The organism is Geopseudomonas sagittaria, assembly GCF_900115715.1.
In the GTDB taxonomy this organism is placed as follows: domain Bacteria; phylum Pseudomonadota; class Gammaproteobacteria; order Pseudomonadales; family Pseudomonadaceae; genus Geopseudomonas; species Geopseudomonas sagittaria.
Map to the genome: position 1 here is coordinate 1 of NZ_FOXM01000028.1, position 15,379 is coordinate 15,379.

The 15,379-nt window shown below is 62.6% G+C and carries 7 protein-coding genes, 1 pseudogene and 1 riboswitch; of the genes and pseudogenes, 7 read left to right on the forward strand and 1 reads right to left on the reverse strand.

Annotated elements, in window-relative coordinates:
* Both BM297_RS20520 and BM297_RS20525 read left to right on the forward strand, forming a co-directional pair.
* Nucleotides 1–327: efflux RND transporter permease subunit (locus tag BM297_RS20520; protein ID WP_139231102.1), on the forward strand; the 327-nt coding region annotated here is incomplete at its 5' end.
* Complete coding sequence (locus tag BM297_RS20525; RefSeq protein ID WP_092435504.1) at nucleotides 324–683, forward strand: copper-binding protein; 360 nt, start codon at nucleotides 324–326, stop codon at nucleotides 681–683. The genes BM297_RS20520 and BM297_RS20525, both read left to right, overlap by 4 nt.
* A gap of 224 nt (nucleotides 684–907) precedes the next feature.
* Here the strand turns inward: BM297_RS20525 and BM297_RS21705 are convergent.
* A pseudogene (locus tag BM297_RS21705) lies at nucleotides 908–1,115 on the reverse strand (response regulator); the annotation flags it as partial.
* Between the two features lie 203 nt (nucleotides 1,116–1,318).
* Nucleotides 1,319–1,416: riboswitch (cyclic di-GMP riboswitch) on the forward strand.
* Between the two features lie 583 nt (nucleotides 1,417–1,999).
* On the opposite strand from BM297_RS21705, the gene BM297_RS20530 reads away from it, so the two are divergent.
* The 5 genes from BM297_RS20530 to BM297_RS20550 all read left to right on the forward strand — a co-directional run bounded on the left by BM297_RS20530 (nucleotide 2,000) and on the right by BM297_RS20550 (nucleotide 15,324).
* Complete coding sequence (locus BM297_RS20530) at nucleotides 2,000–5,590, forward strand: CHASE domain-containing protein (protein ID WP_092435507.1); 3,591 nt, start codon at nucleotides 2,000–2,002, stop codon at nucleotides 5,588–5,590.
* 16 nt (nucleotides 5,591–5,606) lie between these two features.
* Nucleotides 5,607–6,815 carry an EAL domain-containing response regulator gene (locus BM297_RS20535; RefSeq protein ID WP_092435510.1) on the forward strand — a complete coding sequence of 403 codons (1,209 nt, stop codon included), beginning with the start codon at nucleotides 5,607–5,609 and terminating at the stop codon, nucleotides 6,813–6,815.
* Between the two features lie 91 nt (nucleotides 6,816–6,906).
* The gene (locus BM297_RS20540; RefSeq protein ID WP_092435513.1) at nucleotides 6,907–10,959 is read left to right on the forward strand and encodes an ATP-binding protein; all 4,053 of its coding nucleotides are present in this window, start codon (nucleotides 6,907–6,909) and stop codon (nucleotides 10,957–10,959) included.
* Nucleotides 10,960–11,060: 101 nt separating this feature from the next.
* Complete coding sequence (locus tag BM297_RS20545; protein WP_092435515.1) at nucleotides 11,061–12,218, forward strand: response regulator; 1,158 nt, start codon at nucleotides 11,061–11,063, stop codon at nucleotides 12,216–12,218.
* Nucleotides 12,219–12,783: 565 nt separating this feature from the next.
* Nucleotides 12,784–15,324, forward strand: coding sequence for an EAL domain-containing protein (locus BM297_RS20550; RefSeq protein WP_092435518.1), 2,541 nt, complete (start codon nucleotides 12,784–12,786; stop codon nucleotides 15,322–15,324).
* Nucleotides 15,325–15,379: the final 55 nt, after the last annotated feature.

Consider the following 15,379-nt stretch of genomic DNA (forward strand, 5'->3'; position numbering starts at 1 on the left):
CAGGCCTGGGCCGAGCGCGAGGCGGCCGGCGAGCGCAGCGAGCAGGCACTGCTGGCGGCGATTCGCCAGGGCGCCGTGCAGCGCGTGCGTCCCAAGGCGATGACCGTGGCGGTGATCGTCGCCGGCCTGCTGCCGATTTTCTGGGGCAGCGGCACCGGCAGCGAGATCATGAGCCGCATCGCCGCGCCCATGGTTGGTGGCATGCTCAGCGCGCCCTTGCTGTCACTGTTCGTTATCCCGGCGGCCTACCGGCTGATACGCCGCTCGCATCTCCCCAAAGCATCAGCTGTGCAACCATCCAATTCCACAGGAGCAACCCAGCAATGAAACAAGTACTCGTAACCATTCTGACCGCCGCGCTCGTCCAGACCGCCACAGCGGCTGACATGCACGACAAGCCCATGGACAGGATGCCAATGGATCAGCCCAAGCATATGGAACAACAGGACAGCGCGGCCACGACCGCCAAGGCCAGCGGCACGATCAAGGGGATCGACGCCGCTAAAGGGACCGTCACGCTCTCGCACGGCCCCGTTCCCAGCTTGAAATGGCCACCAATGACCATGGGCTTTATCGCAAAACCCGAACTGCTGAAGGGGCTGAAGGTCGGTGACGAAGTGAGCTTCGAATTCCAGAGCCAAGGCATGACAGCCAGGATCGTTTCCATTCAAAAAACTGACTAAGCTTGCCTCCCCCTTGGCTCATGCAGGCACGAGGCAAGGGGGCATCGCCGCGAGATCTATCATTTCCTGCTCGATCAACCTGAGCTCGAGTGAGTCTGCGGCGTGCACAGTTAATAGGTGATATCGGAGGGGAAGTTGGACAGCCGCACGATGGACTCATCGAGCCGTGCGAGCATGCCGTTGAACGAGGACACCAGCGGGCGCAGCTCCGCCGGCAGCGCCTACCCGGAGTCACGCAGGCGGCGTAGCACCTCCCAGCCATCCAGCCCGAGCCTAATCACGTCGATGAGCAGCAGGTCGTAGGCCTCGGCCAGCGCCTGCTGCAACACCTTGCTGCCGCTCTCCACCCGGTCGACGGCGAAGCCCGCCTCGCTCACTTCCCTGCTGAAGGTAGGCGCAGATCTTCGGATTGTCTTCTACTAGAATCTGCATAACGGTTTCGCTCGCGATTGCTCGAAAGTCGATGTCTGTCCGCCCCAGAGCGACCGGAAGCCACAGGCTGACAAAAATATAATCTGCGGCGATGCTACCGGCGAGCACCCTGCCGGAGCATTTGGGTAATAACCGAACAACAGCGGCTCGCTATACAACAGCGACTCGCTATTTCGGCGAAGCTCGCGAAAAGCTAACATGGTCACAAATTTTGGCTCACCCGCTCGAAAGACGGGGTCGCAAAGCCTCCGGTCTAACGCCGCCTGCCCAAGCGGGCGGCCATGATAGCGGGGTTGCCGGTCGAGCTGGTTCCGCCTTGCGGGGCCGATCTCTCTACCGCCAAGAAATGCAGCGTTTCCTTTGGCGCTGCAGTTCCTTGCGCCTCCGCCCCTGCTTGCGTCGCTGGCCCGCATCTCCCAGGCCCCCAGGCAGTCATAATCCGGAGCAAAGGACCGTTCAGCATGTCTCCCTTGGCAAAGCACTACCCGAGTCCGGGGAATACGCCATCCTCCCTAAAGTCTCGGCTGGTAAAGCCTCCCCTGTGCTCTATATTCGAAGCGCCTCGAGTCGTGCCTGCTGCCCGGCCAGCGCGACTTTGCCAAGATAGCGCTCCACAAGTAGGACTCGGGGCATGCTCGAACCTTCCGGCAGTTACCTTATCTGCGAGGCGAGGGCGTGGTGGCCAGCCTGGTCGCTCCCGCTGCATCTGCGCTTGCGGGTTCTCCCGGCGAACTCCCGGCGATCCATGTGGCATGAAGTACTGCTTGATATGCTTTGGGAAATCTCATTATCCGGCGGCTCTGGCCATCGGCCGACGCCTCAGCGAGGTTTCCCGGTAGCCCATGCACGACAAAGACAGCAACGCCACTACAGGCGAGTCGAACATGGCCTCTATCTGCGGACTGCGAAAGCTCCTCTGGCAAATCCTGGCTACAGCAGGACTGTATGTGCTGGCTGGTCAGGCTGGCTTGCTGCTGCCACAGTCGTCGGGCTACGCCTCGCCGATCTGGCCGGCGGCCGGCGTGGCCGTTGCCACGCTGCTAGCCTGGGGCTGGCGTTGCTGGCCGGGCGTCTGGCTGGGAGGAGTAGTGGTCGATCTGTGGCTCGCCTCCTCCTCTCACGACCTGGGTCTCGCTGCCCTCGCAGCCGCGGCGGTGACCACCCAGGCACTGCTGAGCGCCTGGCTGGCCCGAGGCTACCTGCAAAGCACCTGGCGTGTTTCGGGCGACCGCGGGCTGGCCCTGTTCCTGCTGACAGCCGGCCCGCTCGCCTGCCTGATTGCTCCCACCTTCGGCAGCGCCCTGTTGTTCGCCGGCGAGCGGATCGCTGCAGACAACCTGATCAACGAATGGTTGCACTGGTGGATTGGCGACAGCCTCGGTGTACTGCTGTTCGCTCCCGTGATCCACCTGCTCTGGCCTGACCCGCATCCCCTGCGCGCCCCCGGCGGAGGCTTCCGCTTCGCCCTGCCGCTGATCGTCACTGCCACGTTTCTGGCGCTTGGCCACCTTGCCCTGACCCGGCTGGAGGCCTTGCGCGCACAGAGCGAGGCACGCACCCTGATGGAAGTTATAGGCGACGGCGCCACGCTGGAAATAACCGAAACCCTGCTGCCACTGGAGGGGCTGGCGCACTTCATCGCCGCCAGTCAGCAGGTCACCCGGACGGAGTTTCGCGCCTACACCCAGAGCTTCATCAACCGCCCCGCTATCCACTCGGTGGACTGGGCGCCGCGGATCACTCACAGCGAGCGCGCCGGCTTCGAGGCAGCCGCCATCCGCGAGGGCTTTGCAGACTATCGCATCGCCGAACTGGACCGCGACTTGCGCATGCAACGAGCCGGCGAACGCGCCGAGTACTTCCCGATCCTGTTCAGCGAGCCTCTGGCCGCCAGCCGCTCGGTACTGGGACTCGACCACGGTTTCGAAGAACTGCGCCGTCAGGCCATGGCGGTTTCCCGCGGGCGGGGCAAGGCCATGGCCGCCGACCTGATCCGCCTGCCGCGGACCGATCGCCATGCCTCCCTGCTCTTCATTCCGGTGTGGCCCCTCACCGATAGCGGCCATGAGCAGGATATCGGCGGTTATGTGGTTGGGGCCATCGATATGCAGCAGCTCTTCGCCCCACTGCTCGCCAAGGCCGCCGAACGCCAATTCGACCTGCGCATCACGGACGTCACTCCTGGCTCGCCCCAGCACCCGCTCATCGACTTGCTGGACAGCGGTACTTCTGCCGACTGGCAGCGCGACCTGCATGTTGGCGGACGGACCTGGCGTCTGGAGATGGAGTCCAGCGTTCCGCTCTGGACACCGGGCTCGACGATCGAGGAGCGCCTGTTCCTCGGCTTTGCTCTGCTCACCGCCTTTCTCGCCACATTCGCCACGCTGAGCAGTGCCGAACGGCATGCCGTGATCTCCCGCGAGGTGGCCGAGCGTACCAATCAACTCGCAGAGCTGAATGCCCAGTTGCAGCAGCAGATCGAAGAGCACAGCCTGGCGCTGTCCGAGCTGCATGCCAAGAAAGAGGAGATCCGCGCCATCCTCGACCACCTGCTCGAATGCGTAATCACCATCGACTGCCGCGGTATCGTGCAGAGCGTCAACCCGGCCATCGAGCCGATGCTCGGCTACACGCAGGAGGAGCTGCTCGGGCAGAGCGTCTCCCGTTTGATGGGCTCTCCACTACGCGAGCAGCACGACAGTCATATCTCGCGTTATCTGGTCACCGGCGAGAGACACATCATCGGCTCGAACCGCGAGGTCACCGGCCGTCACAAGGACGGCCACCCGATCGACCTAGAGCTGAGTGTGTCCGAGTATCACGTGCATGGCGAACGCCTATTTATCGGCACCTTGCGTGACATCCGCGAGCGCAAGAACCTGATCGCCAGCCTGACCCTGGCGCGCGAGGATGCCGAACAGGCCAGCCGCGCCAAGTCGGCCTTCCTCGCTGCCATGAGCCACGAGATCCGCACCCCGATGAACGGCGTGGTCGGCCTGATCGACGTACTGGGCCGGGATCGCCTGTCCCCGTACCAGGCCGACTTGGTGAAGACCATCCGCGACTCGGCAAACAACCTGCTCGGCGTGATCGACGATATCCTCGACTTCTCCAGGATCGAGGCCGGCAGGCTGGAAATCGAGCGAGCTCCTGTGCCTCTGGTCGAACTGATCAACAGCCTCAGCAGCACCCTCGGACCGCTGGCCAGCTCGCGCGGTGTCGCCTTGGAGCAGTACATCGCCGGCGATGTGCCGCGCTGGGTATGCTCCGATGCCTTGCGTCTGCGGCAGATTCTCTACAACCTGATCGGCAATGCCATCAAGTTCTCCAGTGGGCGCAGTGAACGCCCAGGTCGGGTCATGGTGCGCGCCCACCTCGCCGGCGACGATCCGCTGCGCGTGGCCATCGCCGTGGAGGACAACGGCATCGGCATCGCCCACGAGCATCAGGCCAGCCTGTTCAGCCCCTTCACCCAGGAGGATTTTTCGACCACCCGCCGCTTCGGCGGCAGCGGCCTCGGTCTGGCCATCTGCAAGCGCCTGGCGACGCTGATGGACGGCGAAATCACGGTCGTCAGTACCCCGGGCAGTGGCAGTATCTTCACCGTCACCCTGCCCCTGCCGATCATCGACGCCCCGCTGGATACCGACGATGGTCAAACCCTTGCACCGCCCGAGTCGGCCGTTCCGGCTGAACTCGCAGCCAGCCGACGGATTCTGGTGGTCGAGGACGAGGCCGTGAACCGCAAGGTGATCCAGCGGCAACTCGCCCTGCTCGGCTACCGCTTCGAGATGGCCAGTCATGGCGTCGAAGCCCTAGCCATGTGGCGCCAGGGCGGTTTCGACCTAATCCTCAGCGACCTGCACATGCCGGAAATGGACGGCTACGAGATGACCGAAAGGATTCGCCACGAGGAAGGCTCCGACCAGCACATACCCATCCTGGCGCTAACTGCCAACGCACTACGCGACGAGGCGGCACGAGCCCGCGCCTCCGGCGTCGACGACTACCTAACCAAGCCCATCCGCCTGGCTAGCCTCGAGGCTGCTCTGGCGCGCTGGCTGCGCTGCGACGCGACTCTCGAGCGGAGCACACCGCCAACACTCGCGGTCGTCGAGGAGCCCCCGCTGTTCGACCCGAACGCACTGGCTGCACTAGTCGGCGACAGCCCACAGATGATTCGTGAAATCCTCAGCGACTATGTCGAGGCACTGGGTGACCTAACCCCGCAATTGCAGGACTCCTTCGCAGGCAACGACTTCGACGCCATCGGTGCCCTTGCCCATCGCCTCAAGTCGTCGTCCCGCGCCGTGGGCGCCGCGCGTCTGGGGCAACTGTGCGCAGCAATCGAACAGGCCATCGAGGATGGCGACAGCACAGCGCTGGCCCGCGACATCGCCGAGTTCCTCCCCCTGCAGGCCGCCACGGCCACGCGGATCGAACAGTTTCTTCTGGAAAAGAACGGTCAGGCATGACCACGAGGCAATCCCTATGAGAATTCTGGTAGTCGACGACGACCCCTTCATCTGCAGGCTGCTGGTCCGCCAACTGAAGACCCTCGGCTGCGAGCAGGTGACCGACCTCGATCGAGCTCTTGCTGCAGTAGAACATCTGGAGCGCGAACCCGGTAGCATAGACCTGATCTTCTGCGATCTGCAGATGCCCGAGATGGATGGCATCGAGTTCATCCGTCATCTGGTGCGCCTTGGCTATGCGGGCGCCTTGGTGCTGGTCAGCGGCGAGGACGAACGCATTCTGCAGAGCGCCGAGCGCCTGGCCCGAGAGCACGAGCTACGCGTGCCGGGCGCCCTGTTCAAACCGGTCTCCAGTGCGCAGCTGCAGCAGTTGCTGGAACAGGCTGCGACCGGTGGCAGTGCCCCACATGCAGCCGAAGCACGCTGCTACGACGCCGCGGAGCTGGCCCACGCCATCGAGGCCGGTGAACTGGTTAACCACTACCAACCCAAGGTCGACTTCGCCAGCACCCTGGTTACCGGCGTCGAGACCTTGGTGCGCTGGCAACACCCGCAGGATGGTCTGGTCTATCCCGACCGCTTCATCGCTCTGGCCGAAGAGGCGGATCTGATTGATGCACTGATGTGCAAAGTGCTGCACACCGCCTTGCGCGATGTCCGTCAGTGGGCCTCTCGAGGCCATGGACTGCAGGTGGCCATCAACGTGTCGATGGACAACCTGCAACGCCTGGACTTCCCCGACTTCGTCGAGCGCGCTGCGCTGGACAGCGGGGTGCCTCTGTCCAGCTTGGTGCTGGAGGTCACCGAAAGCCACCTGATGAAGAACCGCCAGGCGGCACTGGATATCCTCACCCGCCTGCGCCTGAAGCGAATCCACCTGTCCATCGATGACTTCGGCACCGGTCACTCCTCGCTAGTGCAGCTGCGCGACATCCCGTTCAACGAGCTGAAGATCGACCGCAGCTTCGTGCATGGCGCCTGGCGCGACGCCTCCCTGAGCACCATCCTCAACGCCAGCCTGGAGATGGCGCGCAAGCTGGGCATGAAGGCAGTGGCCGAAGGCATCGAGGATCGTGCCGACTGGGACTACCTGCGCCAGGCCGGCTGCGATGTCGCCCAGGGCTGGTTCATCGCCCGAGCCATGCCGGCTGAACAACTGCCAGCATGGCTGCAGGACTGGGAGCGTCGCCGTGCCGAGCTGATCACTCCTGTCACCGATGGCTGAGAGTCACGGCCGCTCGTCTGTGCGGGCACGCCTCCGGCCGCACAGACTTCCTTTTGCCTCATGAAAATACCCACAGCTCGTCAGAACAACAATGAACCCTCCAGACTCTCTTGCGCCTCCCCCCTCATCCCGGCATCTGCGTCTGCCCAGATCCCGTGGCCTGCTGCGACTGGTACAGATCTCCACGCTGGCTCTGGGGTATTTCGCCCTCTCCCAGTTAGCCCTGGCGCTCAATAGCCCCTCCAATCATGCAGTGATGCTCTGGCCGGCCGCCGGCCTGGCTCTCGTCGTCCTGCTAGGTTGGGGCATCGCGCGCTGGCCAGGAGTCTGGTTCGGCTATTTCGCCTCCGATCTGTTGTACCGTCTACAGTTAGCAACCGGCGAAGACAGCGCGAACCTGATGGCCCTGTCTGCCCTGCTCGCTAGCGGAGCCAGTCTGCAGGCGGTGCTCGGCGCGCGCCTGCTACGCCCCCTCCTGCAACGCAGCGACCCGCTGGAGAATGAGCAAGAGGTATTCCGCTGCCTGTTGCGGGCGATCCCGCTGAGCAGCCTGATCGCCGCGAGCGTCGGCTGCACAGGCCTGATCCTGCTGCAAAACCTGCCTTTCGCGCGGCTGCTGGAGACCTGGCTCACCTGGTGGGCCGGCGATACCCTGGGCATCCTCCTGGTCATGCCGCTGCTCCTGCCGCTGCTATCCCCCCTGCGCCGCCACTGGTCCAGCCGCGCCCTGCACATCGCCATCCCGACCCTAGTCACCTGTGCCCTGGTGATACTCGGCGATGTCTGGCTGCAGCGCCTGGAGCGCGCCAACTGGCAGGCTCGCCTGACCGCAGCCGGCGAGTCCATCCGCGACATGCTCGCCGTCCAGATGACCCGGCAGTCGCAACGCCTGCTGGCAGTCAGCGATCTGTTCGATAGCGGTGTCGAGCCCAGCGCCCACCAGCTCGAGCGATTCGCCCACCGCGCCCTGACCATGGATGGACTGCATGCCCTGGCCTGGGCCCCGCGGGTGACCGATGTCGAGCGCGAAGGCTTCGAGCGCCAGCAGCGGCTGAACGGCTACATCGGCTTCACCATCCGTGAATACGATGAGCAGGACACTCCACGCCAGGCCAGCACTCGCCCTGAGTATTTTCCCCTGCAGTTCATCGCTCGGCCGGAGGGTATCAGCCGCCTGGGCGGCATCGATCTCACCAGTTCCCCCTCGAACCACACAGCCCTGCACCAGGCCCGCATGAGCGGGCACAACATATGGTCGCCACACCATCCGCTGGGCGAACTCCTGGACCGTCATCCCCATGCCTGGAATCTGTTCGTTCCCGTCTATGCGCACGACTTCGATGCCACCCGGGCCACGCCCCAGGCCCGCGCCCGCGCACTGCGCGGCTATGCGGTGGGTTTGTTCCATCTCGACGAGCTGTTCGCCACCCTGAACCAGCGGGCCGCCCTGCAGAGCATAACCTATCGCATCTCCAGTCCAGTGCCCGGTCAGACGGGAGTGCTGTTCGACAATCGCCCGACCGACATCCTTCTTGGTCAGCCGGCCTGGCGTACCAGCATCGACGGCCTCGACGGCGAGCGCCTGAGCCTCGAAATCTGGCCGCTACCGGCAACCACCGAAGGCCGCTCGCCGAGCGCCATGCTCTACCTGCTCGCCGGCGTCCTGGTCACCTTCCTGGTGGTGACATTCACACTCATCGCCACCGCGCAAACTGTACGTGCCAGACGCCATGAGCTGGAGCGCCGCCATGAGCTGCAGGAAAGCCGGGCGCGCCTGCAGCGGGTGATCGATGCCAGCCAGTTCGGCTATTGGGACCGCAACCTGATCACCAACGAGGTGGTCTTCAGTTCGCGCTGGTTGCAGATGCTTGGTTACGGCCCCGATGAGCTGCCCAATCGCCACGACACATGGAACCGCCTGATCCACCCCGAGGACCAGCCGCGGGTCCTGACCTGCATGGAGGAGCACATTTCGGGACGCAGCCCCGTCTACCGCGCCGAGCACCGTCTGCGCGCGCGCAATGGCGAATGGCGCTGGATTCTCACCAGCGGGCACGTTAGCGGCTACGACGCCCTGGGAAAGCCGACGCAGATTTCCGGCATTCATGCCGATATTCACGAGCAGAAACAGGCTGAAGCCGACCTGCTGGCCAGCCAGCAGGAGCTGCAGCGCCTCAACGCTCGCCTGGAGCAGACGCTGCTGGAGGCCGAACAGGCCAACCAAGCCAAGTCCAGCTTCCTCGCCACCATGAGCCATGAGATCCGCACGCCGATGAACGGCGTGATCGGCATGCTCGAAGTGCTTGCCCAAACCCCGCTCAAGCCTCAGCAGCAGGACATGATCGGCCTGATCCGCGAGTCGGCGCTGTCGCTGCTGGGAATCATCGAGGACATCCTCGACTTCTCCAAGATCGAGGCCGGCAAGCTGGAGCTGGAGGAAGTCGAGATGTGCTGCGCCGAGCTGCTCGAACATGTCTGCAGCATGCTCGACCACCTGGCGGACCGGGCCGACATCGACGTGACCATGTTCACCGACCCAGCCATACCCCAGGTCCTGCTCGGCGACCCGCTGCGCATCCGGCAAATCCTGGTCAACCTGACCAGCAACGCCATCAAGTTTTCCAGCTCCACGACCAAGAGCGGCCAAGTCGAGGTTCGCAGCCGCCTGCTGTCCTCCGATAGCAACCAGGCCTGGATCGAGTTCAGCGTGCGCGACAACGGCATCGGCATCGAGCCCGGCAAACTCGACAAGCTGTTCCATCCCTTCACCCAGGCCGACGCCTCGACCACCCGCCATTTCGGCGGCACAGGCCTGGGTCTGGCTATCTGCCAGCAGTTGATCCAGCTCATGGACGGCCGCATCGAGGTGGAAAGCCAACCAGGCGCCGGTGCATTGTTCCGCGTCCAGCTACCGCTGCAGCGCGTGCACAGCGCCCCTCCTGTAACGCCAGCGGCGCTGGCCGAGGTCTGCTGCCTGGTGGTTGGCGCGCAGACCGGGTTGCTAGCCGACCTCACTCGGTACCTGATCGACGCCGGCGCCCGCATCGTCACGCTTGCCGATCTCCATGCCCCCTTGACGGCACGACTCACCGAACGGCCACAGCTGTGCCTCGTGGATGAGGGCCGGAGAAAGCTGGACTCCGCGCAGCTGCGCGAGGCCGCCCGTGCCTGGCGCCTCCCCGAGCTGCGCTTCCTCTGCATCGGCCGCGGCGCACGTCGACGCCCGCGGGTGGAAACTCGTCATCTGGTGCGCATCGACGGCAACGTCCTGAGTCGGCGCACCCTGATCGAAACCGCGCGCTTGGCCCTGGGCCAGGGTGTCTCCGGCGACATCGGCCAAGGAACCGTACGCATGCGCAAGACCAACCCGACGCTGTCGGGAGTGGCGCTGCGGCAGGGACAACTGATCTTGGTGGCCGAGGACAACCCAACCAACCAGAAGGTGTTGCTGCACCAGCTGGCCCTGCTCGGACTTACTGCGGATGTCTCGACCAACGGCCGGGAAGCGCTGGAACTGTGGTGCAAGGGTGGCTATGCATTGCTGCTGACCGACCTGCACATGCCGGAAATGGACGGCTACCAGTTGGCCGCCGCGATCCGCGCCGCCGAGAACGGCAGCCGGCGCCTGCCCATAGTGGCGCTGACCGCCAACTCGCAGAAGGGCATAAACCAGCGCTGCCTGGAAGCCGGCATGGATGACTACCTGAGCAAGCCGGCCCGGCTCGACGATCTGCAGGCCATGCTGGAGAAATGGCTGAGTCCAAAGCCCACCCCGCACGAGCCAGCCGCCCCTACTGCCGCCAGCAAGACAGCGGTCGATATCGAAGTGCTCAAGACCGTGGTCGGCAACGAGCCGGCAGTGCTCGCCGACTTTCTCGTCGAATTTCGCAACACCGCCAACCGGGTAGTCGCACAACTGCGTACGGCACTACAGGCCGAGGATTGCGCGAGCGTGGTCAGCCTCGCTCACTCCCTCAAGTCTAACTCGCGCGCTGTCGGAGCCATGTCTATGGGCGAGCTGTGCGCCCGCCTGGAGGGATCCGGCGACCAGTCCTGCGATACCGCCTTGCTGCAACCGCTGTTCGACCAGCTGGAACGCGAACTGCAGGCGGTCGAGCAGTGTATCGACGGCATGCCGGCATGACCCGCGGCGGCCTCCCTCCTGTAGGCCTCTATACCAATCGCAGGCGCGGGACCTCCTGCGCTCGGCGGCCCGCTCTACAACCCATGTGACGCACCCCAAACATGACAGTCAACAAGAAGCTCCCCGTCACCATCATGGTCGCCACCGACGACAAAGCCGATGCGACCATCATCCAGAACCAGCTGCAACTCGAGTTCGAGCACCTGATCATGACACTCGACGAGGACACCCGGATCGGCGCCTTTGACGAGCACCTTCCGGACGTGCTGGTGTTAGCCTTCAAGAGCCTGAAGCGCTCCGAGCAGTTTTACCTGGAGCTGTACCGACTGAGCGGGAAGATCCATCTGCAACCGCATCGTACAGTGGTGCTGTGCAGCAAGCAGGGCGTGCATGATGCCTATGCGCTGTGCCGGCGCGAGGTGTTCGACGACTACGTCATGTTCTGGCCAATGACCCATGACGCGCCGCGCCTGCGCATGTCGGTGCACAACGCCCTGCGCGAGCAGCGCGCCCTCAAGCGCAGTGCGCCGGCCCTCGGCGAGTTCGCCCAACAGGCGCGACGCATCGCCGAGCTCGAGGATCTGCTCAAACAGCACGTGGCCGAAGGCAGCCTGCGCCTGGCCAGCGTGGATCGTGCGGTGACCAAGGCCGAGCAGGACATCGGCAGCGCCTTCGACCATCTGCACCACCGCGCCGGCAGTTTTGCACACAACGATCCCCATGCCCTGCATCATCTGCAGGAGGAGATAGAGCGGCTTAAGCAGTCTGCACTGAACCAACCCTTCCAGAGCGTCAGCACCGCTATGCAGCCGGTACACCAGTGGGCCGCGCAACTGCAGCACGACTACAGCCCGCACATCGAATCGGCGCGTGCCCTCGGTGCACTGGCTAGGGAGGTGCGGCCGCGCATCCTGCTGGTCGACGACGACGAGTTCGTGCACAAGATCGTTGCGCATCAGTTGGATGCCCGAGACTACGACCTGAGCATCGCTGGGGATGCCACCGAAGCGTTGCGCATGCTGCGCAACAACGCACCGGACCTGGTGCTGCTCGACATCATTATGCCGGGGGTGAACGGCTTAGAAGCACTGCGCCGCTTCCGCATGATGCCGTCGCTGACAAAGGTCCCGTTCATCATGCTGACGGGCAAAAGTGAAGGGGGCGTCGTGGTGGAAAGCCTCAAGAGCGGCGCCAACGACTTCATCGCCAAACCCTTCGACCGCGCCACGCTGCTGGCCAAGATCACTCGCTTGCTATGAGCTGTTGATCCATTCGTGACACTCCAGAGCTGCTGCTGCACCGCTTGCTCTCTGGAGAGTACCAGCGCCGCCGGAGCCTTCCGCCTCCACGGGAAGCACCGCTCGCATACAACCGTGGCATGACATTTGCTGTAACAATCCGTGGTCCAATGGCGGGCCATGCTTCCCCTCGACAAAGGCGTCCCCACTGCTGCCCCCTGCTCCTTACAGGCGGCGACGGTGCGGACGCCTTTTGGTTTTGAGGGGCAGGAATACGCACAGCTCTGGTGTCAATAACCCGTGCGGTTGATCGATTAAGTCAGATGTGGATGACCGAGGTCATGAGACAAAACGCCGGGGTGAGTCATGTAAAGGCCATTACAAGCAATGCCCGCACCAAGGTGGATACCTCGGGCGCCAAATCGATCAAACGAACTGGCCGGGCATGCCATGAGAGGTTGGCCTCTCGACGCACCATTACTGCACATAGTAGTTGCACCCGGGTTAGCCATGCATCGAAAGGGAGCATCGCCCCCTCTATACGATTGTTCATCCTAGATGTTTGCCGGCCAGGAGGTCCGCATGCATGAGCTTTTACCATTCGCCACTTTCTTTACGCTCGAACCCACGCCGCTTCAGCCTCCAGTGGAAATTCGCCATCATATTGATCGTTCTGACCGTGATGGCTGCCGGCAACGTCGTGATAGTGCATAACTTTCTCGCCCGTCTCTCGGGCGTGGCGGAAGTCGTCAACCTTGCGGGCAAGCTGCGCATGCTGAGCCAGAAAATCGCCTTCGAGGAACTGGCTTCATGGTATCAGGATCGGAGCCGCGACAGTCTCAAGTCGGCTCAAGCCGCTTACGAGAACGCCCTCAACGCGCTCGAGCATGGTGGCAATGCTCTGGGGCTCAGCATTCAGCGACTGCCGCCGGCGATGCAGCCACTGGTCTTTGCGCTACACAGCGACTGGCAGACGTACCGTAACGGCCCGGCACTCGAAAGAACGCAAGGCATGGCAGCCGCGATGCCAATCGAAAGGATATCTTCGAAAACTGACCTCTTGCTGGCTAGTGCCGAGACGCTAGTGTCGGCTATCACCTTGGAGGCACAGCGGACCAATGCCAGTATTCAGAAACAGGTGATTGCTCTGTTCATTTCCGAGCTGGTAATTTTCCTGCTGCTGGTCTGGTTCGTTCGCTGGCGCGTCCTCGAGCCCTTGCATGAACTGACACGTCGCCATCGGGAGTTGGCGCATGGGAATTATTCCACCCGGATGCGGGTGAAATCAGGCGACGAGATTGGCGAGCTCGCCTCCGCCTTCAATTTCGCGTCGCAGACGATTGCCGACCTGATGCACCAGAACCAGCTCGACAATACTGCACTGCAGCACTCCTCCAGCATGTTCAAAGGGCTTGCCGAGAACTCGATCGCTGGCGTTTATATCGCTCAGAACGGCAGGTTCGTATTCGCCAACCAACGCATGGCGGAAATGTTCGGATACAATCGCGAGCGATTCACTGACTCGATTAACCTGCTTGACCTGATCGACGAAGAAGATCTCGAAATTGCACAGGAACAGATAAGCAAACGCTTGAGCGGCGAAGCGAGTACTGCCATTTACGAGGTGCGTGGGAGAAAATCGAATGGTGCCCTCGTGAACCTGGAAATCTACGGATCTGCCATGACGATCAATGGCTGCCCGGCGGTGATAGGCGTCATGCTGGACGTAACCGAACGTCACGATAAGCAACGCCAACAGCAGCTTGAATATATAGAACTCCTGCAATACCAAGCGACGCACGACGAACTTACCGGACTTGCCAACCGCAAGCTGTTTCTCGAGCGACTCGACCTGGCAACCATCAGGACCCAGCGTACGGGAGCGATGGCGGCAGTACTCTTGCTTGATCTCAACAAATTCAAGGTCATAAATGACAGCCTGGGACATCACGCCGGAGATGAACTACTACGAGCTGTGGGCAGGCGGCTGCAGAAACTCATCAGGGGAACCGATACGGTCGCGCGACTTGGCGGAGACGAGTTCGTCGTGCTTCTTTCGGACTTGGCCACGCCCGAGGAGGCTGCCCACGTCGCACAGAGAATTATCCGGGCACTGACCACGGTCGTGAAAATCGAAACCAGAGAGGTTCACGTCGGGGCCAGCATAGGTATCAGCCTGTACCCGCAGGATGGCCAGGGACAGGATCTTCTCAAAAGCGCCGACCTAGCGATGTACCAAGCCAAACGCGAAGAGGGTAATGCATACAGATACTACTCTGCAGACATGGACAGTAAAAACCGGCGCCACATGGAACTGCTAGACGAATTGCACCATGCGCTCGAGCACGAAGAGATGACGTTGGTGTACCAGCCCCAATGGGACCTGGAAAGCGGGCGTATCGTAGGAGCAGAGGCCTTGTTGCGCTGGCAGCATCCCTGGCTAGGAAATATTTCTCCCGCCGAATTCATTCCGCTGGCGGAGGAGACCGGGCTGATAAACCAGATAGGAGAGTGGGTCATACACACCGCCTGTGCGCAAAACGCGACCTGGCACAGGGCAGGGCTTTCCGAGTTCACGATCTCTGTGAATCTATCGGCAAGACAGTTACGTGGCGGCGACCTCTCCGCAATGATCGGCCGCATATTGGAAAATACCGGCCTGAGTGGTCGATATCTGGACATTGAACTGACCGAGAGCGTACTGGCCCATGATCTTGAAAAGGTTGTAGAGATTCTTTCTGGAATCAGGAAAATAGGCGTCGGCCTCTCCCTGGACGATTTCGGTACTGGCTACTCCTCGCTTGGCTACCTTATGCGACTGCCATTCGACAACCTCAAGCTCGATAGGTCTTTCACCAGCGATCTCGACAAGCGACCGCATGCCCGGTCCCTGACACAGGCGATCATCACTCTGGCACACAATATAGACCTGAGGGTTGTAGCCGAAGGTATCGAAACGGCAGAACAGCTCGAGTTTCTGCGCAGCAGCGGCTGCGACCAGGGGCAGGGATATTTTTTCAGCCCTGCAGTATCTGCGGATGCCTTCTTCGATCTTGTTAATGAGGGGCTGCCCCGGTCAGCCCTGCAGCGGCCATCATGCCCGGAAGGCGCTGTCACAAATCTCTAGTAAAGTGAAAATATAGGGCAAGAGCCCCCCAGTGGGGCTCTGCCACTGCGCCCAT

Coding starts and splice junctions, on each gene's coding strand:
- BM297_RS20525 (WP_092435504.1), top strand. CDS start 324: ATGAAACAAGTACTCGTAACCATTCTGACCGCCGCGCTCGTCCAGACC.
- BM297_RS20530 (WP_092435507.1), top strand. CDS start 2,000: ATGGCCTCTATCTGCGGACTGCGAAAGCTCCTCTGGCAAATCCTGGCT.
- BM297_RS20535 (WP_092435510.1), top strand. CDS start 5,607: ATGAGAATTCTGGTAGTCGACGACGACCCCTTCATCTGCAGGCTGCTG.
- BM297_RS20540 (WP_092435513.1), top strand. CDS start 6,907: ATGAACCCTCCAGACTCTCTTGCGCCTCCCCCCTCATCCCGGCATCTG.
- BM297_RS20545 (WP_092435515.1), top strand. CDS start 11,061: ATGACAGTCAACAAGAAGCTCCCCGTCACCATCATGGTCGCCACCGAC.
- BM297_RS20550 (WP_092435518.1), top strand. CDS start 12,784: ATGAGCTTTTACCATTCGCCACTTTCTTTACGCTCGAACCCACGCCGC.